General features: G+C 43.8%; 23 protein-coding genes. 12 read left to right on the top strand and 11 right to left on the bottom strand.

All coding sequences use genetic code 11. The features are described 5' to 3' along the window. The first annotated feature begins 3 nt into the window (after nucleotides 1–3). Nucleotides 4–1,131 carry an acyloxyacyl hydrolase gene (locus tag GQF63_RS05815; protein WP_343031032.1) on the top strand — a complete coding sequence of 376 codons (1,128 nt, stop codon included), beginning with the start codon at nucleotides 4–6 and terminating at the stop codon, nucleotides 1,129–1,131. Between the two features lie 579 nt (nucleotides 1,132–1,710). Here GQF63_RS05815 and GQF63_RS05810 read toward each other — a convergent pair. The 4 genes from GQF63_RS05810 to GQF63_RS05795 form a co-directional block, all read right to left on the bottom strand. Beyond that, nucleotides 1,711–2,310 (bottom strand): hypothetical protein, encoded by a 600-nt coding sequence (locus tag GQF63_RS05810; protein ID WP_160368226.1) that lies wholly within the window; start codon nucleotides 2,308–2,310, stop codon nucleotides 1,711–1,713. A 4-nt stretch (nucleotides 2,311–2,314) separates the two neighbouring features. Beyond that, nucleotides 2,315–3,064 carry a hypothetical protein gene (locus GQF63_RS05805; RefSeq protein WP_160368198.1) on the bottom strand — a complete coding sequence of 250 codons (750 nt, stop codon included), beginning with the start codon at nucleotides 3,062–3,064 and terminating at the stop codon, nucleotides 2,315–2,317. A gap of 81 nt (nucleotides 3,065–3,145) precedes the next feature. Then, nucleotides 3,146–3,979, bottom strand: coding sequence for an orotidine-5'-phosphate decarboxylase (gene pyrF, locus GQF63_RS05800; RefSeq protein ID WP_160368196.1), 834 nt, complete (start codon nucleotides 3,977–3,979; stop codon nucleotides 3,146–3,148). A gap of 56 nt (nucleotides 3,980–4,035) precedes the next feature. Beyond that, nucleotides 4,036–4,779: an RluA family pseudouridine synthase gene (locus tag GQF63_RS05795; RefSeq protein WP_160368195.1), complete on the bottom strand. Its 744-nt coding sequence runs from the start codon at nucleotides 4,777–4,779 to the stop codon at nucleotides 4,036–4,038. A gap of 120 nt (nucleotides 4,780–4,899) precedes the next feature. On the opposite strand from GQF63_RS05795, the gene panB reads away from it, so the two are divergent. The 3 genes from panB to GQF63_RS05780 all read left to right on the top strand — a co-directional run bounded on the left by panB (nucleotide 4,900) and on the right by GQF63_RS05780 (nucleotide 9,099). Next, entirely contained in the window at nucleotides 4,900–5,715 is an 816-nt protein-coding gene (panB, locus tag GQF63_RS05790) for a 3-methyl-2-oxobutanoate hydroxymethyltransferase (protein WP_160368194.1), read from the top strand. 2 nt (nucleotides 5,716–5,717) lie between these two features. Next, a complete protein-coding gene (locus tag GQF63_RS05785; RefSeq protein WP_160368193.1) occupies nucleotides 5,718–6,323 on the top strand; it encodes a hypothetical protein in 606 nt (201 codons plus the stop codon). 115 nt (nucleotides 6,324–6,438) lie between these two features. Next, nucleotides 6,439–9,099, top strand: a complete 2,661-nt coding sequence (locus GQF63_RS05780; RefSeq protein WP_160368191.1) for a heavy metal translocating P-type ATPase — start codon at nucleotides 6,439–6,441, stop codon at nucleotides 9,097–9,099. A 42-nt stretch (nucleotides 9,100–9,141) separates the two neighbouring features. Here GQF63_RS05780 and GQF63_RS05775 read toward each other — a convergent pair whose 3' ends face one another. Continuing rightward, the gene (locus GQF63_RS05775) at nucleotides 9,142–10,305 is read right to left on the bottom strand and encodes an MFS transporter (RefSeq protein WP_246163336.1); all 1,164 of its coding nucleotides are present in this window, start codon (nucleotides 10,303–10,305) and stop codon (nucleotides 9,142–9,144) included. Nucleotides 10,306–10,712: 407 nt separating this feature from the next. Here GQF63_RS05775 and GQF63_RS05770 point away from each other — a divergent pair, with 407 nt between their 5' ends. Next, nucleotides 10,713–11,306, top strand: a complete 594-nt coding sequence (locus GQF63_RS05770; protein ID WP_160368187.1) for an outer membrane beta-barrel protein — start codon at nucleotides 10,713–10,715, stop codon at nucleotides 11,304–11,306. 67 nt (nucleotides 11,307–11,373) lie between these two features. Here the strand turns inward: GQF63_RS05770 and GQF63_RS05765 are convergent, their stop codons facing one another. After that, nucleotides 11,374–11,787, bottom strand: coding sequence for an NUDIX hydrolase (locus GQF63_RS05765; protein WP_160368186.1), 414 nt, complete (start codon nucleotides 11,785–11,787; stop codon nucleotides 11,374–11,376). A 126-nt stretch (nucleotides 11,788–11,913) separates the two neighbouring features. Here GQF63_RS05765 and GQF63_RS05760 point away from each other — a divergent pair, with 126 nt between their 5' ends. Both GQF63_RS05760 and GQF63_RS05755 read left to right on the top strand, forming a co-directional pair. Beyond that, nucleotides 11,914–12,945: a L,D-transpeptidase gene (locus tag GQF63_RS05760; protein ID WP_160368185.1), complete on the top strand. Its 1,032-nt coding sequence runs from the start codon at nucleotides 11,914–11,916 to the stop codon at nucleotides 12,943–12,945. A gap of 66 nt (nucleotides 12,946–13,011) precedes the next feature. Beyond that, a complete protein-coding gene (locus tag GQF63_RS05755; RefSeq protein WP_246163334.1) occupies nucleotides 13,012–13,794 on the top strand; it encodes a murein L,D-transpeptidase catalytic domain family protein in 783 nt (260 codons plus the stop codon). A gap of 79 nt (nucleotides 13,795–13,873) precedes the next feature. Here GQF63_RS05755 and GQF63_RS05750 read toward each other — a convergent pair whose 3' ends face one another. After that, entirely contained in the window at nucleotides 13,874–15,784 is a 1,911-nt protein-coding gene (locus GQF63_RS05750; RefSeq protein ID WP_160368184.1) for an amidophosphoribosyltransferase, read from the bottom strand. Nucleotides 15,785–15,867: 83 nt separating this feature from the next. Further along, nucleotides 15,868–16,398: a lipocalin-like domain-containing protein gene (locus tag GQF63_RS05745; RefSeq protein WP_160368183.1), complete on the bottom strand. Its 531-nt coding sequence runs from the start codon at nucleotides 16,396–16,398 to the stop codon at nucleotides 15,868–15,870. Between the two features lie 161 nt (nucleotides 16,399–16,559). On the opposite strand from GQF63_RS05745, the gene GQF63_RS05740 reads away from it, so the two are divergent. Both GQF63_RS05740 and GQF63_RS05735 read left to right on the top strand, forming a co-directional pair. Continuing rightward, the gene (locus tag GQF63_RS05740; RefSeq protein WP_160368182.1) at nucleotides 16,560–16,940 is read left to right on the top strand and encodes a YchJ family protein; all 381 of its coding nucleotides are present in this window, start codon (nucleotides 16,560–16,562) and stop codon (nucleotides 16,938–16,940) included. Nucleotides 16,941–17,011: 71 nt separating this feature from the next. After that, the gene (locus GQF63_RS05735) at nucleotides 17,012–17,344 is read left to right on the top strand and encodes a YegP family protein (protein WP_160368181.1); all 333 of its coding nucleotides are present in this window, start codon (nucleotides 17,012–17,014) and stop codon (nucleotides 17,342–17,344) included. A gap of 66 nt (nucleotides 17,345–17,410) precedes the next feature. On the opposite strand, the gene GQF63_RS05730 is transcribed toward GQF63_RS05735, so the two are convergent. Further along, a complete protein-coding gene (locus tag GQF63_RS05730) occupies nucleotides 17,411–19,414 on the bottom strand; it encodes a M13 family metallopeptidase (RefSeq protein WP_160368179.1) in 2,004 nt (667 codons plus the stop codon). 141 nt (nucleotides 19,415–19,555) lie between these two features. On the opposite strand from GQF63_RS05730, the gene GQF63_RS05725 reads away from it, so the two are divergent. Both GQF63_RS05725 and GQF63_RS05720 read left to right on the top strand, forming a co-directional pair. Continuing rightward, on the top strand, nucleotides 19,556–20,194 hold the full coding sequence (locus GQF63_RS05725; protein WP_160368178.1) for a YgjP-like metallopeptidase domain-containing protein: 639 nt from the start codon (nucleotides 19,556–19,558) through the stop codon (nucleotides 20,192–20,194). Further along, entirely contained in the window at nucleotides 20,187–20,552 is a 366-nt protein-coding gene (locus GQF63_RS05720) for a hypothetical protein (RefSeq protein ID WP_160368176.1), read from the top strand. The genes GQF63_RS05725 and GQF63_RS05720 overlap by 8 nt, the downstream gene beginning before the upstream one ends. On the opposite strand, the gene GQF63_RS05715 is transcribed toward GQF63_RS05720, so the two are convergent. Together GQF63_RS05715 and GQF63_RS05710 are read right to left on the bottom strand one after the other, a co-directional pair. After that, nucleotides 20,549–21,340: a S1/P1 nuclease gene (locus tag GQF63_RS05715; protein WP_160368174.1), complete on the bottom strand. Its 792-nt coding sequence runs from the start codon at nucleotides 21,338–21,340 to the stop codon at nucleotides 20,549–20,551. The two genes, GQF63_RS05720 and GQF63_RS05715, sit on opposite strands and share 4 nt — an antisense overlap. Before the next feature lie 12 nt (nucleotides 21,341–21,352). Beyond that, nucleotides 21,353–21,814: a DUF4268 domain-containing protein gene (locus tag GQF63_RS05710; protein WP_160368173.1), complete on the bottom strand. Its 462-nt coding sequence runs from the start codon at nucleotides 21,812–21,814 to the stop codon at nucleotides 21,353–21,355. A gap of 75 nt (nucleotides 21,815–21,889) precedes the next feature. Between GQF63_RS05710 and GQF63_RS05705 the strand changes: the two genes are divergently transcribed. Beyond that, complete coding sequence (locus GQF63_RS05705) at nucleotides 21,890–22,423, top strand: lipocalin family protein (protein WP_160368171.1); 534 nt, start codon at nucleotides 21,890–21,892, stop codon at nucleotides 22,421–22,423. Nucleotides 22,424–22,656 lie beyond the last annotated feature (233 nt).

The raw sequence follows: 22,656 nt of genomic DNA, 5'->3' as shown, positions 1-22,656 counted from the left end.
ACAGTGACTAAAACGTTAATTACACTCTTCCTTAGCGCGCTCCCCTTCCTTGCGTCGGCACAAATCGACAGCTTAGCCAAACAGTTTAAAAGAAGTCCATTAATCCTGGAAATAGAAACAGAAAATGGTGGCATCATGCAACAAAAAGGCCTGAAAGAAACCACCTACGACGGCGCCTATTACAACGGCATCAACTTAAAAATCGGTTGGAAACAACGGGCAAAAAAAGATCAATATTACCAGATCTATAACTACCCAATCTATGGTATCGGAATTTATTCCAGCACCTTTCACTCGGATATTATTGGCAGTCCCTTCGCCGTGTACGGTTTTGTGCAAACCCCCATCGCCCCAAAAGAGGACTCTAAATGGAGCTATGACTACCGCATCGGCCTGGGCTTATCGGGAAACTTTAAACCCTACAACGAGCATGAAAACCCCTTAAACCTGGTTATCGGCTCCAAGAACAATGTATTTATCGACTTGGGCATCCGTGCACAATACAGCCTTACTCCGCATTGGAAATTAGGCGCCGGCCTAGCCTTCCACCATTTCTCCAACGGCGCCCTGGCCCTACCCAACAAAGGGGTAAACCTGGTGCCTGTCACCCTATCTGCGGCCTACCAGTTCAACCCGGACATCAAGATCAACCGCGATTCGGTATTGAAGCCATACAGCAAAAAAATCCTGTATCACATCAATTATGGCGTCGGCTTTAAACAGCTGCGTGATGATTGGGATCGTCGCTTCTTCAAAACAACCATATCGGCCTATGCCAGCCGACATGTTTCCTATAAATGGCGCTTAGGCGGTGGCTTCGACCTATTTTACTCCGCTTCGGGGAATGAACGCGAAATTGCCGGCGACAGAACAGGAAAGCTTTCTTCCAAGCTATCCGGAGGTCCCTCCTTTTACCTGGCCCATATCTTAAATGAACGCCTAGTGTTGAATGGCAACGTCGGCTATTACATCCATAACCAACGCTTCAATGGGGAAATCAAGAAGTTTTTCCTTCGCGCAGGCGGCCGGTATTATGTGTACAAAAACATCAACGCTGGAGTATCTATTAAAGCGCATATGGGCAAAGCAGACTTCATCGAATGGACGGTGGGATATACGTTTAATCGGTAAGGGTTGGTTGTCGTATTATTACCGTGTAGCTATCGCTTTGTCATCAATTTGTCATGGTGAGCGGAGTCGAACCACGAACGACTGGTACGTCAATGCAATCAGCAAAACCTACCAAATTAATTAACAATAATTTACAAGAACAAAACATTGATATATGTCCTCGCGAAAATAAAGGACAAACTACTGGCCCATCAGTATAAAACACAGGTCGCCTTCCTTTTGTTTACTCCCCTTGCACTCCCCTTTCACACCCCTTTCACACCCGTATCAACCCCCTTTGTAAAGGGAGGTGAAAAGGCAGATAAAAAAGAAAGAATGGTAGGTAATTATGGGTAGCTGGGAAGCATGTATCAACCGATAATAAAAAAACGGGCAGTGATTTCCATCTGCCCGTTTTTATTGTTCTTTGTTTTGTTATTTAATACATGCATTACTATCAACAACATTCCGAAGCAAACAGTTGACTTTCAAACCAATAACACACATTGATTGTATTGACGTACCAGTCGTTCGTGGTTCGTGGTTCGACTCCGCTCACCATGACAGCACGTACAAAAAAAATCTAACCCAACTAACCTCTTACTTAAACAACTTAAAAAGCTTCGAAGCAAAGTTTTTATCAATCGTAATATAAGACGGATAATAAATATTCTGACCTGCTATTTTAAACGACGGCTTTATCTTCAGCACTAAAAATCCTTCGGATTTCTTATTGAATAGCTCATCAAAGAATCTGTCGAAGCCGTTTTCTTTGGCTTTATTGAAAATATTGGCTTTAAAGGTTAAAGGCACGATGGCACTTTGCCCTTGGGAAAGGTCTACGTTTTGATCTACTGTTCCTTCGAATAGCGGCGAGCCTTGAATCTCGATCATGTATTTGAACGAGTTGATGGCGGCACGTTTCGCCTCAGGGTTGGTTATTTTAAGGTTTATTTTTCCTTCTAGGGGAAGTTCCTTACTGAATAGGGCTACAGCGATACCGGCCAGGGAGGAAATATTGTAGTTTCCGTCGGCGCCTTTATAGGCATCCAATTTCTTTCCATTGAATTTCACCTGTTCTACCGACTCTACGTCGTATTCACAATCGGCTAAGGCCTGCATTTGTGCCTTTTTATTCACCTGACAGCTTGATAAAAACAATACCGTTACCAAGCAAAATACACCTACTATTTTTTTCATGTTGTTATTTCTTTTTTCCAAAGTTATAGATAATACCTAAGGTAAACACAGCGTTGCCGGCCTTTAGGTAGTCGTTACTCATTAAGCCAATGTTCCAACCATTGGTATATTGCAATTGAAGACCTTTATTAAGCTCCATGCGCGTGAAAAATACCGGTTCGATAAACAGGTTTTCTTCCAGGGCGGCCGGGGCATGATTCAGGTCAAAGCGATCCATCTTGATGCGCGACAGGCGAATGGCCGTACCGTAGTTTAAAGTGCGCTGCTTTCCAAAAAGGCGTAGTTTATTTTTTCGTGTGGAGGAGAAGTTGGCCTGCACAAAGATTTTGTTAAAATCTAAGTCGCGGGTTTCCACCGGGTCGCTGCCTGTGGTGGAAGCACGCTTGTCGATATCCAGGGTTGAGCCGATTCCGTAGCCTGCATAAAACTCCAAGACGCTACGTTTCTGCGCGCCCATAACGGTATAATAGCCGAGGCCACCTTCAACCAGCTGTTGTTTAAAATCTTGATTATCGGTTTTGCTATTGATGTAGGAACCGTTGGCAATGATGGCCAGGTTATCGGTAAAAGCGATGCCGGCCGTTCCGCTCAGGTTTCCCTTCACGTTTACATGTGCGCCTAAATAACCTTCGCCTGCATTGCTAAACATAGGAGTGGCGGGTACATTAGGTAAATAAACGGAACTACAGGAGGCCATGCATAGACCTGTTAGGGATACTGCGGCAAAGCGCAGGAAATTACGTACTTTTCTCATAGTCATCATTGTCCCTGCAAGCACCTAAATTATTATGCCAAAAAAGGATAATTTAACAAAAAGTAAGAAATTAAGCGAGAATTAGATGATTCCGTGCAATTCCAGCTGGGCTTGCATCTCCTGTTGCAATTTCAAGGCTTCAGCACGCGCACGCTCGGCAAAGTCGGTTCCTTTGGATGCATAGATAATGCCACGGGTACTATTCACCAAGAGTCCACAGTCTTTATTCATTCCATATTGGCATACATCGGCTAAAGAACCTCCTTGCGCACCTACCCCCGGTACCAATAAGAAATGGTCGGGAGCATGCTCACGGATTTTTAAGAAGGCCTCCCCACGGGTTGCCCCTACCACGTACATCAGGTTTTCATCGCTGCCCCAGGTTTTCACCTTATCCAACACCTCTTCAAACAGCTGCTTTCCTTGCGCATTGCTGAAGTTTTGAAAATCTAAGCTGCCCTGGTTGGAGGTTAGGGCTAATACGATGGCCCATTTGCCGGGGAAGTCAAGAAACGGCGTTACAGAATCTTCGCCCATGTATGGGGCAATGGTAATGGAGTCGAAATCTAGACCCGACACTTCCGGATTAAAGAAAGCCTGGGCATACATTTTTGAGGTATTACCGATGTCGCCACGTTTGGCATCGGCAATGGAGAAACAAGATTTGGGAAGAATCTCACTGGTTTTGCGCAGGGCTTCCCAACCTTTAATACCATAACACTCGTAAAAAGCAATATTCGGTTTGTAGGCCACACAAAGATCTTCCGTTGCTTCAATAATCGCTTTGTTGAATGCGAAAATCGGATCTTCCTCGGCAAGGAGGTGCTCAGGAATCTTAGTTAAATCCGTATCTAAGCCTACACATAAAAAACTCTTTTTGCTTTTAATCTGCTCGATAAGTGTTTGTTTATTCATTTCTTATTATTGCTGAGTGGTATGGGACAAAAGGGAATTAGACTTGGAAAAAAGAATTAAGCATCAAATTTTTCCAATTGTTTCAATAAGGTTGCAAAATCTTTCGGGTATTCGGCCTCGAAGGCAAACTCCTGCCCGTTCAGGTTGAAGCTTACCGAACGCGAATGCAAGGCAAAGCGTTTCATAATAGGTTGTTCTTCCTGATCTTTGGAAAGGGTATAGCCGCGTTTTTTAATCTGCGATAAAAACACGGGTTTTCCGCGATACATACTATCGCCTACGATAGCGGCATGCTGCGTAGCCAAGTGAATGCGGATCTGGTGCATCCGACCGGTAATTGGCTTACATTCCACCAGGGTATAATTTTTAAAATAACGGATACTGTTGAAGATGGTTTCCGAAGGTTTACCATTATAACGATCGATGGTTACATTCTTATTTCCCTGATTTAAAATAGGCAGATCCACCAGGAGGTTTTCAAAGATATGCGTACCGCCTATGATGGCATGGTATATTTTGTTAACCCGGCGTTTCTCGAATTCTATGGACATGGCCCGGTAGGTTTCCGGGTTTTTAGCAATCAGCAATACCCCGGAGGTATCCTTATCCAAGCGATGGCATACCTGCGCATCCGGGTGGTATTTCTTCGCCAAGCGAAGGATATTAACCTCCCCGCCCTCACGTGCATCTAAAGAAGCAATAAAAGGGGGCTTATTGATAACAATCAGGTTGTCATCTTCATGAATAATTAACTCTTGAAATTTCGGGAATTTAAACTGACTCTGTTCTTTGCTGTCCATCCTGCAAAAGTAGGAAATTATAGCCTAATTTTCTAGCATACAGGCTCCTTTAGCCAAGTGGTTAAGATTCAAGTTGATTTCGATTAAAAATAACTAATTTTGCAAATCAATCTTAACACTATGTCTGTACATAAAGTGATCAAACGTATTACAACATCTGCCCTTCGTGATATGAAGACCCGTGGGGAAAAAATTTCTATGCTGACTTCCTATGACTATTCCACAGCGAAAGTGTTGGATGAAGCCGGCGTAGAGGTATTATTGGTGGGTGACTCGGCTGCCAATGTATTTGCAGGTTTTGAAACCACGCTTCCTATTACGCTGGACAACATGATTTACCACGCTTCGGCGGTAGCCCGTGCGGCAAAAAGAGCCATGGTATTGGCCGATTTGCCTTTTGGAACTTACCAAGGCGCAACCGAAGAGGCCTATAAAGCGGCCGTTCGGATGATGAAAGAATCGGGTGCCCATGCCCTGAAGTTGGAAGGTGGCGAGGAAATTATCGATAACATCAAAAAAATTGTCCAATCGGGTATTCCGGTTTGTGGACACTTGGGCTTAACGCCTCAATCTATTTATAAATTCGGCGACTTTGGTGTGCGTGCGAAGGAGGATGCTGAAGCAGCAAAATTAAAAAGCGATGCCTTAGCCCTGCAAGAGGCGGGTTGTTTTGCTATTGTGTTGGAAAAGATTCCGGCGCATCTGGCAACCGAGGTTTCCAAATCTTTAGACATCCCAACCATCGGCATTGGTGCCGGAAATGGCTGCGACGGTCAGGTATTGGTGGTGAACGATATGTTAGGATTAACGAAAGAGTTTAAGCCTAAATTTTTACGTCAGTACTTAAACCTATACGAGGAGATTACGAAAGCGGCCAGCAGCTATGTGGCTGATGTGAAAGCTGGAACCTATCCGAACGAATCTGAACAATATTAATCATGAATAAAATCCTGCTTATTGTTATTCTCTTAGCGGTGTTGCTTTACTTTTTGTCGCGCCGCATTATGATGCGCAGCAAAACGTCTACCGGCGTTCAACGCAGCAATAAGCAGGGTTATTATTTAATAGACCTGCCGGCACAGGTGGCGGGCAAGGCGATTAAATCGACCATGTATAGTGCAGGAATCGGCGCGGTTTTACTCGTCATCACTGTATTATTAGCAATAAAAATCAAGATCCTATTCTTCTTACTTCCGATTAGCTTTTACCTGATTGGCCAACTGTTCCTACTGAACAACCATATGAAATATGCGAAGAACCAACGCATTTGGTACAACCCACAATCCAAGGATGTATGGGTGGAATGGTTGAGTGGAAATCAGGTTCATTTTAAGCTGGATAGCGACCTGAAGAGTTTGAAAGCGGTGAAAGCCGTGCAAAAGAACCAAGGCATGCTATATGGCTATTATGAATTGGGCCTGGCCGAAGGCGCTATTTTTATTCCTTTCCTGATGGAAGAAAGCCAATTGAACCAGCGTTTTTTCCAAGACCTGAAACTACAGGCCAACGCGAGCAGCAAATCTTCCCTCTTCCCGATGATCTAAGCTTTGGCTTCCTTTTCCCCGTAAATCTCATAATTATATAAGATTAACTGGAAATTATGTAAAGCCGGGCAATCCTTTTATAGCGACCTTTGTTAATAAATTAAAGGAGAATGCTATGCACAGCACAAAAACATATAAAGTTAGCGGCATGACTTGCAATGGTTGCAGAACCAATGTAGAGAAAAAGCTGAACGAAATTCCGGGGGTACAGGCCAGCGTGAAACTGGAAACCGGCGAAGCCGAGCTCCATACGCAGGAAGAATTGCCCCTAACCACCTTGCAAGAAAAATTAACCGAGCTTGGCGACCATTACCATATTACCGATGACTTAGCGGCAGCCGCACCAAAGGCTATAGAACAGGAAATCTCCCCAAGTGGGCAGTATGTCTGTCCGATGTTCTGCGAAGGCGAAGATAAGATATACCATGAGCCGGGGCGTTGTCCGGTGTGTCATATGTATTTGCAGCCCGTTGAGAAAGTACAAAAAAAAGGGGCGCATGAGCATCATCATCATGCGAATGCTAAACCGGTTGCCAATGCGCAAAACGCCGGCAAGTACTATTGCCCGATGATGTGCGAAGGCGATAAGGTTTATGATAAATTTGGCTCCTGCCCTGTTTGTGGCATGAACCTGGAAAAAATTCCTGACACCAGCATCAAGGTGGAGTATACCTGTCCGATGCATCCGGAGATTAAGCAAGACCATCCGGGAAACTGCCCCATCTGTGGGATGGACTTGGTGCCGAACCAGGTGACCGAGGAAGATGATGAGCATTATAAATCCTTATTGCGGAAGTTCTGGATATCAGTAGCCTGTACGGTTCCGGTATTTATCCTGTCGATGGGCGATATGCTGCCCGGGCAGCCCGTCAGCCAAGTGATCCCCTATCAGGTGAATGCCTGGATTCAATTGTTATTGACCCTTCCGGTGGTATTCTATACCTGTTGGATGTTTTTTGAGCGCGCCTGGACCTCCTTTAAAACCTGGAACTTAAATATGTTCAGCTTAATTGGTTTGGGTGCCGCCGCTGCCTTCGTATTTAGCTTATTGGCTTTCTTTTTCCCGCAGCTGTTCCCAGCAGAACTGAAAGGCCATCATGGGGAGGTGCATCTCTATTTTGAATCGGTAACCGTGATCTTGACCTTGGTATTATTGGGTCAGGTGATGGAAGCCAAAGCGCACTCGAAGACCAATTCGGCCATTAAGGAACTGATAAAACTGAGCCCGGCGGAAGCCATTTTGGTTGAAGGCGGCAAAGATAAGAAGATTGCCATTCATGATGTGCAAATCGGGAATATCCTACGCGTTCGGGCCGGCGATAAAATCCCGGTGGATGGTATCGTGCAGGAAGGTCATACTTCGGTGGATGAGTCTATGATTACCGGAGAGCCAATTCCTGCGGAAAAAGCTCCGGATGATCGGGTAATCGGTGGAACCATCAATGGGAACCATGAGATTCTGATGAAAGCGGATAAGGTGGGCAGTGAAACCCTGTTGGCGCAGATTATTCAATTGGTGAATGATGCCAGCCGTAGTCAACCGCCGATTCAAAAACTGACCGATAAGATTTCTAAAATATTTGTCCCGACGGTTATTGTGGTCGCGATTATTACGTTTATCCTTTGGTCGGTTACCTCCGCTCCTAACCATTTAGCGATGGCCTTCTCCAGTATGCTGGCCGTGCTGATTGTCGCCTGTCCTTGTGCTTTGGGTTTGGCCACGCCGATGTCGGTGATGGTGGGGATTGGTAAGGGTGCGAAAAATGGGATCCTGATAAAGAACTCGGAGGCGTTGGAGAAATTGGAAAAAGCCGACGTGCTAATCGTGGATAAAACAGGTACAATTACCTCAGGGAAACCTAGTGTTTCGGAAGTGGTATCGGGGAACCCTAAGTTTCAGGAAAATGATATCTTGCAGATTGCAGCATCGGTGAATAAAAATTCGACGCACCCCCTGGCGCAAGCCATGATCGATAAGCTGAAGGCGGAAGATCAAGCTTTCCTGGATGTGACGCAGTTTGAGAACATCGCCGGAAAAGGTGTTCGCGGCAAGATTTTCCACATGCATGTATTGCTGGGAACCCCACGCTTAATGCAGGAGCAAAAAATTGCGATAGATCCTGCAGCGGAACAACAGATTGAAGACCTACAGAAAAAAGGGAATTCGGTTTCGGTATTGGCCATCGATGGACAGTACGCCGGCTTGGTTGCTGCCTTTGATGCCCTGAAAGAAAGCAGCATCGAAGCCATCAAGAAATTCAAAGAAGAAGGAATCGAGGTGCATATGTTCACCGGAGATAATAAAAATACAGCGGAGATTGTCGCCAAAGAAGCGGGTATTGACCATGTGCAGGCCTCCCTCTTACCTGAAGATAAATTAAAGGGCATCAAGAAGATGCAAGAAAGCGGGAAAAAGGTGATTATGGTGGGCGATGGTATTAACGATGCCCCGGCCTTAACCCAAGCGGATATCGGGATTGCCATGGGCACAGGTACCGATGTGGCCATTCAAAGTGCGGAAATAACCTTGGTGAAAGGGGATTTGAAAGGCGTGCATAAAGCTTATAAGTTAAGTAAGATGATGCTGCGCAATATTAAACAGAACCTGGCCTTTGCCTTCTTATATAACGTTATTGGTATTCCGGTTGCTGCCGGATTGCTTTACCCGATGTTTGGTATTTTGATGTCGCCGATGATTGCCGCGGCAGCCATGAGCTTAAGTTCGGTATCCGTAATTGTGAATTCATTGCGCTTAAATCAGTCCAAACTCGATTAGGACGTTGAAGACCTTGCAGGTCGCTTCTGAACTTGGCTTGGGCTAAGCAGCTCCAGAAGCGGCCTTTTCTTTTGCTGTTCCTAGCTTTTTCGCAAAGAGCAAATGAGCTAACAGCGCTAACAAGCTATACAGAAATCCTACCGCACAGACCGCGGGCCAACCGCCGTATTCCCAAGCCTCCGCTGCCGACCACGACCCGAAAGATCCCCCGATAAAATAACTTACCATATATACGGTATTCAATCGACTGGTGGCCGTCGTTTTAATCGAGAAATAATCGCTCTGGTTCATAATATGGGATGATTGCAATCCCAAATCGATGAGGATAATCCCTATAATAAGGCCTAGGTAGGTTTCACCACCGAAGTAGGTAAAGATCCAACTGAGGAGAATGATGGCCAAGGAAAGGCTGATGATACGCTGAACGGACAAGCGCCGTGTCAATTGCCCAACGAATGCGGCGGCCAGCGCGCCGGCAGCACCGACCAAGCCAAAACTTCCTGCCACCGTAGGCCCAACCTCAAAAGGTGGCTGCTCCAGGTGAAAGGCTAGCGTGGTGAAAATCGTGCAGAGGGCAGCAAAACCCATCGCGCCGCGGAAAGCGGCCAGTTGAAGGACAGGCTGTGATTTCGCCAGATGCCAAACAGACTGCATCAATGAAAGGTAATTCCCCTTGAAATTGGGTTTTATCTCCGGGAAGAGGCGATAGATCGCCAACCAGGAGCATACCATCAGTCCAGCGGCAATCCAATAGATGCTTCGCCAGCCCCATAAATCCCCGACGATGCCCCCAACAAATCGGGATAGCAAGATGCCTAATAACAACCCCGACATAATAAGGCCTAGGTTTTTCGATCGATTCTCCGGACTGGATAAATCAGCCGCCATGGGGATAAACAATTGCGGAATCACGGAGCTGCAACCGATCAGGAAACTAGCAACAAAGAGCATCCAGAAGGATTGAGCAAGGGCCATCCATATTAAAGCGGCCAGCACAAAGAGCAAATCGATTAAGATAAGGCGCTTTCGGGGAAACTTATCACCTAAAGGGATAATCATCAGTAACCCGAATGCATAGCCTAACTGCGTTAATACCGTAATTCGACTCACCTCCCCTTCCGATACCTGAAAGACCATAGCAATCTCTGCCAGTAAAGGCTGGTTGTAATAATTGTTTGCGACTACAACAGCCGAAATTATAGACATTAACCAGAGTACTGTGGGAGAAAGTTTTGCTTGCGCTTGAATCATAGGAGCAGGAATTCCGAAAGTGTAGAACGAAAATAACGGATTTTCAGCAGAAATAAGAACGCGACCACATAGAAAAGGAACAATCTGTCATGTCACCTTGTACAGTTAGCCTGACACACTGACTTATTTTAAACAAAAGTCAGACAATGGCAGTTTTCAATAATTCGCCCTATTGTTTATTTAATGTCATTAAAAAGGAAGAAATAAAAATAACGTTTAAATTAATCCACTAATTCTTAAGACCTTAGGAATACCTGATAATTCGCTGACAATTGGAAACTAAGATGGATGGAGGTTTGGCACAGGGTTTGAACAACTGACTACATATGACAAGAAAGTCAGTATTTAAACATTATTAAGATATGAAAAAATTATTACTTACATTAACAGCTGCTACAGCTATTTCATTTGCCGCTAACGCTCAAACAGAACAAGGAAAATTCATCTTAGGTGGTCAAGTAGGATTCGCCGGAGAAACAGTTAAAGATTCAGACGTAAAATCAAACGGCTTCAGTATCGTTCCTCAAGTAGGATACTTCGTAGCAGATAACATTGCAGTAGGTACAGGAGTTGGATACAAGTGGGATAAAAAAGAGAATAGTTCTAATACCGAATCTACAAATTCAGCATTTGTATTAGCTCCATACGGAAGAATGTATAGCAAAAACGAAGGCCCTGTAAAATTCTTCGGTCAGTTAACTGTACCTATGTCATGGGGAACTAGCAAAACAGACGATACAAAAACTGGTACCACCGCAAACTACGGCGTTGAATTAGCACCAGGTATTGCTTACTTCCCAACCAGCAACATTGGTATTGAATTAAAAGTAAGAGGTTTGTATTACAACAACAGCACTCGTGAAGATAAATTAGTGGATAATAAAGTTACCACCAACCAATACGGTTTAGATGTTAACTCTTTAGCACCTACTTTGGGTGTTCAATTCCACTTCTAAGATAACAGGTTAGTAAATCATAGATAGTAGTAAATCAAACAAGTTTAGGGTTGCCTTCGGGCAGCCCTTACTTATTTAGCCAGATAGGCAAGGCGAATTCCCGCAATAAGTTGGCTAATTTGTAATCCTGTATTTCCGCTTTGGCCAGCCAATGTACTTCCCGCAGTTCTGCATGCGCCTGAACCTGCTCTTGTGATGCAGCCAATGTCACGATGAAGACATGTCCCTGCACAATCCGACCCGCCTCGTTCACTGCTTTCGCCTCATGGATACCCGCAAAGTGAATCTGATGATCGGCTATGGTTAAATTTAGCTCTTCTGCCAGCTCCCGCTTTAAGGCTTCGATGGCTTGCTCCTCGCCATCCATCTTCCCTCCCGGCAATTGATAATAGCTAGAGGATTGTTTCTGAACAATCAATAAACGATCGTCGGCACTGATTATCACAGCAACCGCAATAGGTAAATAAGGATCCTCAATCATACCCACAAAATTAACTTTTTCGTGATAAACTGAATAATGGAACGATTTTTAGTAGTTTAAAGATTGAAACAAAGTATTTTATATCTTTGAGCAATTTTTGAAATCCAAAAAAACTATTAATACCGAATGAGAAATAACTTTTTCTTGCTATTCTTTATGGCCTTTTTAGGACTGGCTGCTTGTAAGAATTCATCACCAAAAACTATTGATCCTGCTGAACAACGTCGATTAGACTCGTTGGAAAAGGTTAAAAAAGCGGAAGAAGCCGAGAAAGCTAGACCGCGAACCGCCGCAGATATCAAACTGGATAAAGAAATTAGCTTTGAGAAATACGACCTGGAGGAAACCTATCCTTATAAGGATACCACCCGTCATTTCCAATTCGATAAGATTAAAGAAAAACTAGCCTACATCGAGAACTTTCAGCGCGAGCCCAACACCTATGCCGTATTGCAGAACTATAAGAATCGTAATCGCGAAGCTCCGGTAGTAGAGAACTTCGTACGTAATGCCTATAAGCGTGTATCGGATAGCTTAGGTACCGAGAAGTACCAATCGGCACCCTTATATCGTACTCAGGATAGCGAGAAACCTAGCATCTACGGTCGCGATGGCTCTTTAGTGCGCTTAAAAAGCAGCGACACCTTGGATATGGTTGAAGTATCTGGAATATCCTTCGATGGGACTTGGTTTGTGCCAAAGCGCTATGTAAAAACCATCGGCGATACCATGAATATTAACCATGTTGTGTTTGTAGATGTTACAAACCAGAATATTTGTACTGTAGAGCGTACCGGTGAAAATGAGTGGAAAATACGCAGTATGAACCCGGCTACATCGGGTCAGCATAAGCCTCCGCATGCGATGGAAACCCCTGTCGGGATGTTCGTCATTCAGGAGAAAAAAGCCAAGATGTTCTATGTGAAAGATGGCACTTCAACCATCGAAGGATATGCCCCATATGCCAGCAGATTTACCAATGGAGCCTATATTCATGGGGTTCCGGTGAACAATCCTAAGGGAAAGATTATTGAATACAGCTGGTCATTAGGCACTACTCCACGTTCGCATATGTGTGTCAGGAACGCGTCATCTCATGCTAAATTTGTTTATGATTGGTCAAAAACCATGAGTTCGCTCGTTGTGGTGATCGATTAAAGGATTTTTAACACTTTGATTGTCACATTTTTATTAGTTTTGTATTTGTAAACGAGGGAATTGCTTATGAATAAACTAATGTTTCTTTCTTTGTGGGCGGTAGCCACTTCGGTGTTACCTATCGACCTAAACAGCAGCAATGCACAACTATCCCACAAAGAAGTCAAGACAATCGAGAAAGAACATATCGATCCAACCCGAAGTCTTTACGAAGAACTTCACCTATCGACTATCCTTAAATATGAGGCTTTCGAGCAGGCCATGCAAGGCTATAGCGCGCTAAACTTCAAGAACAAGGATATCATCACCATTATAGATTTTACGCTTCCATCCACCGATAAACGGATGTATGTTATCGATCTGAAGAACAAGAAGTTGCTATACCATACCATTGTTTCACATGGAAGAAATAGCGGCGAGAAATTTGCCACAGCCTTCTCAAACAAGCATGGCTCTTTTCAAAGTTCCTTAGGCTTTTACAGCACGGCTGGAACCTATCAAGGTGGTAATGGTTATTCCTTACGTCTGAATGGATTGGAAGAAGGAATAAACGATCAGGCTTTGGCCCGTGCCATTGTAATGCATGGTGCCGACTACTGCAGCCAAGACATCATCCGTTCTACCGGACGTCTAGGTCGTAGCTACGGATGCCCTGCCTTGCCAAGAGAGCTTAATAAACCTATTATCAATACCATTAAAAACGGTACGATGATGTTTATTTACGCCGGCAATAAGGATTACCTAGCGTCTAGCAAAGTCATTAAATTGAAACCTATGCTCCCTAATCCAACCATGATTGCGGAACATCAGGAAGCTCCGAAAACAGAGCAGAAAGCCGTATTGAACTAATCGGATTCCTTTCGGAATCCTAGCCCATAAAAAAGGCGGTGCAATCATCTTGCACCGCCTTTTCTTTTATCCTTAACGCTTAGCTACTGAAGTAAGCTCTCACGTTTTTACCTTCCATCCAGTTCATGAATGCGCGGTTTACAACTTTGTTACCACCCGGAGTTGGGTAGTTACCAGAGAAGTACCAATCGCCTTTATGATTAGGACAAGCGATATGTAAGTTGTCCAAGGTTTGGAATATCACTTCCAATTCTGCTTTTAAGCTATGTGGCTTAACAATACGGGCAATTTCCTGAGAGATCTCCTCATCGGTAAACGGCTCATAGATTGCTTTCACATAGTTTTCGATTTTATCTTTAGGCATCGTGGTTGAGGCTAAACATTTCTGGTAGACCTCATCGATAATATGCGCTAATCCTTTTTTACGTAATAGGGAGATAGCCGCTTCGAAAGCCACGAACTCACCCATACGCGACATATCGATACCATAACAATCCGGATAACGGATCTGCGGTGCCGAAGATACAATCACGATCTTCTTCGGATGCAAGCGATCCAGAATAGTCAGGATACTTTGTTTTAGGGTCGTACCGCGAACAATGGAGTCGTCGATAGCCACAATAGTATCTTCATGATCATTTACAATACCGTAGGTAGTGTCATACACGTGCTGCACCATATCCTGGCGGTCAGCGTCCTGCGTAATAAACGTACGTAACTTCGCATCCTTCACGTTTAATTTCTCAAAACGTGGCGACATGCTCAGCACCTCTTCCAGTTCCTCGTCAGAAATCTTATCCGCACGTTTTAACAAGCAATCTTTCTGCACCTTACGCACATGCTCGTTAATCCCTTCCATCATACCGTAGTAAGAAACTTCGGCGGTATTCGGAATAAAGGAGAATACGGTATTTTTAATATCGCTATCAATGCTCTTCAATACCTGAGGGCATAATAAGCGACCTAATGATTTACGTTCTTGGTAGATATCGGCATCCGATCCTCTGGAGAAATAGATACGCTCGAAAGAACAGGATTTCTGTTCTACCGGTTGTCTGAACATTTCTTCCGAAACCGTACCGTCTTTTTTCGCAATCAGGGCATGGCCAGGTTTAATTTCTTTTACCGCTTGTAATGGAATATTAAACGCTGTTTGGATTACCGGGCGTTCTGATGCCACCACTAATACCTCCTCATCTTGGTAATAGAAGGCCGGGCGGATACCTGCAGGGTCGCGCATCACGAAAGCATCTCCATGTCCGAAGATACCAGCGATGGTATAACCACCATCCCAAGTTTTCGCCGAACGGGTCAAGATTTTAGATACATCGATGTTCTTGGCAATCTGTGCAGAAATCTCAATATTAGAATAGCCTTCTTTCTTAAAATGATCGAAGAGCTTCTGATTTTCCTCATCCAGGAAGTGACCAATTTTCTCTAATACTGTTACGGTGTCGGCTTGTTCTTTCGGGTGCTGACCAAGGTCGTAAAGTTGCTGCAACAGCTCATCTACGTTGGTCATGTTGAAGTTTCCGGCCACCACCAAGTTTCTCGACATCCAGTTATTCTGGCGCAGAAAAGGGTGGCAACTCTCGATGGAATTTTTACCATGCGTACCGTAACGAAGGTGACCTAATAGTACCTCGCCTGTAAAGCTTACATTTTCCTTGAGCCATTGGGTATCTTTGGCCTCCTCAGGAAAAGCTTTTTGTACTGCAGCGAATTTCTTTTGAACGTATTCAAAAATCTCCGCCACAGCAGAAGAACCCATTGCTCTGTAGCGGGAAATATAGCGGTTGCCTGGTTTTACGTCGAACTTAATCGTCGCAATACCGGCACCATCCTGACCACGGTTATGTTGTTTCTCCATAAGGAGGTACAACTTGTTGATGCCGTAGTAGGGCGTTCCGTATTTTTCCTGATAATAAGAAAGGGGTTTTAACAATCGAATAAGTGCTATTCCGCACTCGTGTTTTATAGCGTCACTCATAGCTTGAATTGATGGCACAAAGGTACGCTTTTTTAAAAAAAACAGTGCAGCCTGTCACAGAAAAATTGCACCTATCCGACAGTTTAGTCTAAGTCCTCCATAGAGCTCAGGTTTCGCTTGCTACTTTGCAGTTCCAAGAATCGTGCGCGCCGCGATAGCAGCTCCTCCTTCTCCACCCTACGCCAGGTCATATAGCTATGTACATAACCGCCGCCGGATAGAATAGGCTCTACAGACTTTAAATAGAGAATATCGCCTTCAAAGTCTACCTTACGTTCTTGAATAGCACCTTCCCAATTCGGAAAGGATGAGGTATTGATATGATACTTTACAATGGCGTTTTTATTGTCGATATGGTAAGAGGCAGAAAAGGCTATAAATCCTTTAATACAGGCCAGCATTTCCTCTTCTTCGGCCAAGTAACGATCGTTCGAGCTGAACTTTGGCCGATTGGAATTGGAAATCTGTACCGACATATGGCCATCAGCGCCATACATCAACAAGCCGGTTGGATTTTGCCCCATCGGGAATGTGCTATCAGCACCATTCGTGGGAATTTCAATATATGATAATAAGGTCCAGGTTCCTATTAGTTCGTTTTTTATTGTCGTCATTTTCAGGCGTACTATATTACAAGTATAACGATGTTTTGGTTAGAATAGTTTGTAACAAAAACCATACTATCCTATCTATGACAGTAGGATGATAAGTATCTTTGCACAGCAAGGTTCATCATTATGTTGGTTATCCTTCTAAATTTCTTATAAAAAAACTTATGAAACAACTGTGTCCCTGTGGTTCCGGGGAATCATATCAAGATTGTTGCAATCGCATTCACGAAAATCCGAAGGCTGCAGCATCGGCCGAGCAACTGATGCGCGCTCGCTATACGGCCTTTTGCCTGCAACACATCGACTTCCTATACGACACTTTCCATCCGCAAACCCGTCGTTATCAGCAGAAAGCAGCCATCGCTGCCTGGGCTAAGGAAAACCAATGGCAGGAATTGCAGATTATACAGGCCAGTGTAAGCCGGGTTGAGTTTAAAGCCTATTACATAGACCGCAGCGGAGATTTGCATGTACATCATGAAAAATCAGCGTTTAAACAGCTAAATTCCCAATGGTATTATGTAGATGGCGAAATCAAAGGATAAGATTTTTAGGAATTATGGATTTCCTAATTGAAATTTAGTAGATTAGTGTAACAATTCTAAAAATTTAAACTATGGGAAAGTTTGTAATATCTACTAGAAAAAACGGAGAATTTCAATTTAATTTAAAAGCAGTAAATGGTCAGGTTATCTTAACCTCGGAAGGTTATACCACCAAAGCTGCATGTGAAAACGGGATTGCCTCAGTAAAAAAGAATGCCCCCGATAGCGCTAAGTTTGATAAATTGACCGCCAAAAACGGGAAGTTTTACTTCAACCTAAAAGCTGGAAACGGGCAGATTATTGGCACCAGTGAGATGTATGCAAGTGAAGCCGGCAGAGCAAATGGTATTAAATCGGTGCAGGAAAATGCACCAGATGCTTCTACAGAAGATACCACCGCCTAAGTTGGCCTCCTAACCTATAACAGAAAAGCCCGGCATGCCGGGCTTTTCTTATTGCTATTCATGATCTTACCAGATCACAATTCTTTTCTCTTTCGGAACATACATCTTATCGCCTGGCTTGGTATCAAATGCATTATGGAAGGCATCTAAGTTGATAATAGGGCCAAAAGCACGGTATTGTCCTGGCGAGTGTGGATCTGTTTTCACTTGGTTCACCACATACTCATCTGTTGTTTTCGTGCGCCAGATGGTAGCCCATGACAAGAAGAAACGTTGTTCTTGCGTAAATCCATCGATTAATCCAGGATTACCTTTGTCTTTCAAATACATTTGCAAAGCATCGAAAGCCACAGAAGAACCACCTAAGTCACCAATGTTTTCACCTAAGGTAAAACGACCGTTTACAAATACACCCGGTACTGGTTCATACGATTCAAACTGCGCAACTAAGGCATCGGCAGCTTTTTCAAATTTCGCACGATCCTCATCTGTCCACCAGTTGTTTAAGTTTCCATTACCATCGTATTGCGATCCTGAGTCATCAAAACCATGGGATAGCTCATGCCCGATTACCGCACCGATACCACCGAAGTTTACAGCAGCATCTGCTTTATAGTCGTAGAATGGAGGTTGAAGGATAGCTGCCGGGAATACAATCTCATTGTATAATGGGTTGTAGTAGGCATTTACCGTTTGCGGGCTCATACCCCACTCCGACTTGTCTACAGGTTTTCCTTGTTTCGCCAAGTTCTCACGGAAGCTCCAACGCTGAATGTTCTGCATGTTTTCAATTAAAGAAGAACCGATTTCCAAGCTGGAGTAATCTCTCCACTTATCCGGATAACCAATCTTCACATTGAATTTCGACAACTTCTCTAAGGCTTTCTCCTTGGTTGCCGGCGACATCCATGCTAAGTCTTTAATATGCTGATCGAAAGAACGAATGAGGTATTGCACCATTTCGTTACAGGTTGCTTTTGCTTCTTCCGGGAAGTATTCTTTCACATATAATTTACCCAATAACTCACCAACATTACCGTTTACAAAGCCTAAACCACGTTTGTCTAACGCACGTTGCTCTTTCTGTCCACGTAATTTACGGCCGTAGAAATCAAAAGATAACTCGTCCAATTCCGACGTCAGGTAACCAGTAGCATCGTCCATCACATGGAATTTCAAATACTCTTTAATAACCGACAAATTCTCTTGGTTCACCAACTGATCTAATCCTTGGAAGTATTTCAACTCACCAATAATCACCGTATCCGCTTTAAAACCTAAACCACGAATGTATTTCGCAACATCCATGTTTTTCACCATTTTATTAAGGTCCTTTACTGCAACCGGGTTATAGCGCTTTTGTGCGTCTCTCGACTCTTCTACGGTCTTCAGTTTGGAAGCGATATCCTTTTCGAAGGCCACAATTTTAGGCCCTTTTAAATCTCTGGTTTTCTGCCCTACCTTGCTGTAAAGGGTATTGATGTAGCTTTGGTAGTTCCCTAAAGTTTCGGTATTCTTTTCATCTACTTTTTGGTAGTAAGAACGGCCCAGGCCTAATCCACCGCCAGCTAAATAAACGGCGTTCATGTTGCTGTTTTTCATATGTGCAGACACATAAGCACCAAAGAAGGGGTTACCACCAACTTCAGCATACTTCACAAAGTAAGCATACAATTGGTTGAGGTTCTGAATGGCATCTATATCTTTCAAACGTTGTTGAATAGGTGCTAACCCCAGTTTATTACGCGCATCAAAATCAACATAAGAGCGGTATAAATCAGCAATTTTCTGTCCATCGGAACCCTTAGCATACTGCTGGTTTAAGGATTCTTTCAGCACTTTCAAACTGTTAACATCGGTGTTCTCTGCCAATTGGTTAAAGGATCCCCAGGTTGGTTTATCCGAAGGAATCACGGCTGTTTTCATCCAGTTCCCATTGACATAATTGTAGAAATCGTCTTGCGGACGAACGGATTTGTCCATGTAGGACACATTGATCGCTTGGTGCTCTTGGGCCATACCCATACTCGCACTAGCCATCAATGCAGCTATTAATACATATTGTTTCATAATCAACATTTAATCTCGAGCTAGGAATATCCTAAACTCTTATGCAAACATAACTATTCTAAAAATAAACGTAAAGTAACTATTCTTATATAATCGCTGTTTGCACATATATTCAAAGGAAATCCGTTATTTTGTACTTATATGTTAATAAAAGTCGACGACAAAGAATATCAATTAATTACGACAGAAAAGAAAGGTATTCGATTTTCCAACCCTGCCAACGAAATTCCAATCGTTTATGCCCATGCCCAAAACAGCCTCGATGAGGTTGCCGCCTATATCCGTCAGTTTCAACAACCCCATCAACTCCAGCCCCAAGCAAGTTCGATGTTGGAGTTTTTTCGCATCGAGCTCTTCGACCGAAAATATGCCGTAAAAATAACACGCAACGAAGCGTTCAGCCCTTATATCAAAGGCGATTTGGTGTATTGCAGTGCCAAAAACAATACCGATATCCAAGACGCGAAGTTTGCCAAACAACTGCGTTTACAGCTGTTCGAACAACATATCCGCCAGCGTGTAGGCCATTGGGAAGAGCAATTGCAGGTGCTGGCCAACGAAATCAGTTTCCGACTGTTAAAAGCAAGTCCTTACCTGAGTAATGCAGATACAAAAAACATTTGCTTCAATAAACAGTTAATGGATTTATCGATGCGTACTATTGATTATTTCGTGTTCTCGGCCCTTCTGCCACTGCTAGAAGATGCCGATGAGCCCGCCTTAATCGGGGAATATTTCCCGGACATCGATCAGCTTTTAAAACAATTTGACTATGGATAAACAAGATTTTAATTGGGATAGCCCACTTTCCGCAGCCGCTTGGCAGCAGGTGTTGGCCGATCCGCAACAACTCATACAGTTGTTGCCGGAAAGTGCCATACAACATTTTAAAGGCTATATTTTCGAGCAATTAACCGATAAGGATGGCAGCCCACAAGCGGCAGATTTGCGCATCAGCCAATTTACATTCGACCCGCAAACCGAAACGGGCAAGTTTCGATTGCACTTCCAAATAGACCGACATTTTTGCTGCAGCGATTTCAGCAGCTGTGCCAACGACTATATAGACCTTAGGTTCAGCTATAGCCAAGATCGCTTCTTAGCGCATGGAAGCTATTTCAACTGGACGGTAAATTAGCCGAATATTTCATTCAATTCCTTGGCCAGGCGTAAACCGGCTTTCAACAAACATTGCTCCATCGGATCTTTGTAGCGGAATATATAATCGTATGAAAGCTTATTCTGCTTGGCTACATCGTCATAAATGCGATTGGCCAATACATGCGATTCATACAACCACTCTTCAAAGGTCGATTGGGTGTATTGCTTGTAAAAGGAACGGTCATAATCCAATACCGCTGCATATTCGGTAAAGGAATACTTCTCATTATCCACGAGGTCGCTATCCCAAACACGGTGTATATTGCTTGGTCTGCCAAAGAACGTAACATCAATTTTATTGCCCCCCAAGTCTTCCGCACGACTCACGTGCATAGGCTGATGTGCATCACCCAACAGGTGCACCACAAAGTACAAAGCTTGACGGCGCTGCTCATCCGGCAAATTCTTATCCGCCAATTGTGCTTTTACACGCGCATAGGCTTTGTATAAATTCTTATCCGGCGATTGCTGTAAGGCCTCGTTGAAAGCGTCAAAACTTAGGTTACCGGCGGTATTCAAGAAGTGCCAAGAACCTGTTTCAAGCAGGGCAGGATCTGAAGAGGATTTGATAAAATCGGCCCAATTCGACCAGTAAGCAATTTTCTGACCGCCAATTAGGGCCTTAATGCCACGCTTGGCTTTTTTGGAAAGGTGCTGTTCGGCGATTTCCGAAATAACCCGGTGTCCGGTCATACCCCAAGCAAAGACCGCTTGATTGCTGGCAATTAAGCCTAAGACCAACAGAAATTTTACGACTGCTTTCATCTGTGTATTTTTTTATTTAAAGAGTTCAAATCCATATTGCGCATCCGACCAGAAGCTATCCAAAGCCATGATCCTGGGTTTAAAGAAGCTAATCAAGCTAGGCCAATCGCTTTGTTTAAAAACAGAAACGCCAGCAAGCTCTACATAGATTCGGGCTGTTTCCTTGCCATAATCGTCCTGGCTTTCGGCATGCCAAATCCATTCCTCCCCCAGTTCATTTTCCAACAACATGCGATACTGCTGAAATTGCTCGAATAGCAAAGCCCGAATGCCGGCATCCGGATGGGCGATTTCAATGGCTACGCTGGCTTTTTTATTGTCGGCATCCATGCGGAAATAAAGGTAGCGAATGCCGGTTTTATAGTTCACCCAATTCACCTTGCCGCCATCTGCCCCCGGCACGGGTTGCATATATTGGCCAAAGCTGGTCCAAAAAGTTTCTTTAATTTTTTTTGCTTCTTCCCTCGAGTACAATGCTGCTTTTTTTGCAAAACTAAGAATCTATTTAAACTTTTAGGTCTACAGATTGTTTTCTTTGTAAATTTAAACATGGATAAAAAGAAATCATTAATTGCACTATCTGTTGTTGCCCTGGGTTCCGTAGCCTATAATCTGTTGCGGCCGGTACGCTCGAAGGTGGCGGTGGTTGAACCCTTTGACATCGCGCAGTATTTGGGCACCTGGTATGAAATTGCACGCCTTGATTTCCGCTGGGAAAAGAACCTGAAAAATGTAACAGCAACCTACAGCATGCGGGAGGACGGCATGGTAAAAGTAAACAACCAAGGCGTTAAAATAGATACAGAAAAACATAAACAGTCTATCGGGAAAGCAAAGTTTGCAGACAGCCCTAACCAAGGCGCCCTTCTGGTTTCCTTCTTTGGGCCTTTTTACGCCGGATACAATATTGTACAATTGGATGAAAACTACCAGGATGCCTTGATCTTTGGCGACAACCTCGATTATATGTGGATTCTTTCTCGCAATAAAACGCTATCGAAAGAAAGAAAAGAAGCTTATGTGGCCTATGCACTGGCGCATGGTTATGATACGTCTAAGCTTGTTTGGACGATACAGGAATAGAAAAAAGAGTTTACAAGGTGGTTAGCCCTCATATCTGATGCTGAACTATTGAAGCTAAGATATGGGGGTATTTTTTTTGACACAATGTAAAAAACTGTAAACAACCATTTTACACACAAATTATTGCACTGACGTACCAGTCGTTCGACTCCGCTCACGATGACAGAACGATGACAGTACTCTCCTATCTCATATCTCCCATCTAAAAGCCTTTCTCTCCCCTTTCACTCCCC

This window comes from Sphingobacterium humi, assembly GCF_009768885.1.
Taxonomy (GTDB): domain Bacteria; phylum Bacteroidota; class Bacteroidia; order Sphingobacteriales; family Sphingobacteriaceae; genus Sphingobacterium; species Sphingobacterium humi.
The sequence above is the reverse complement of the archived record's forward strand: the minus strand, read 5'-3'. Positions and strand labels throughout refer to the sequence as shown.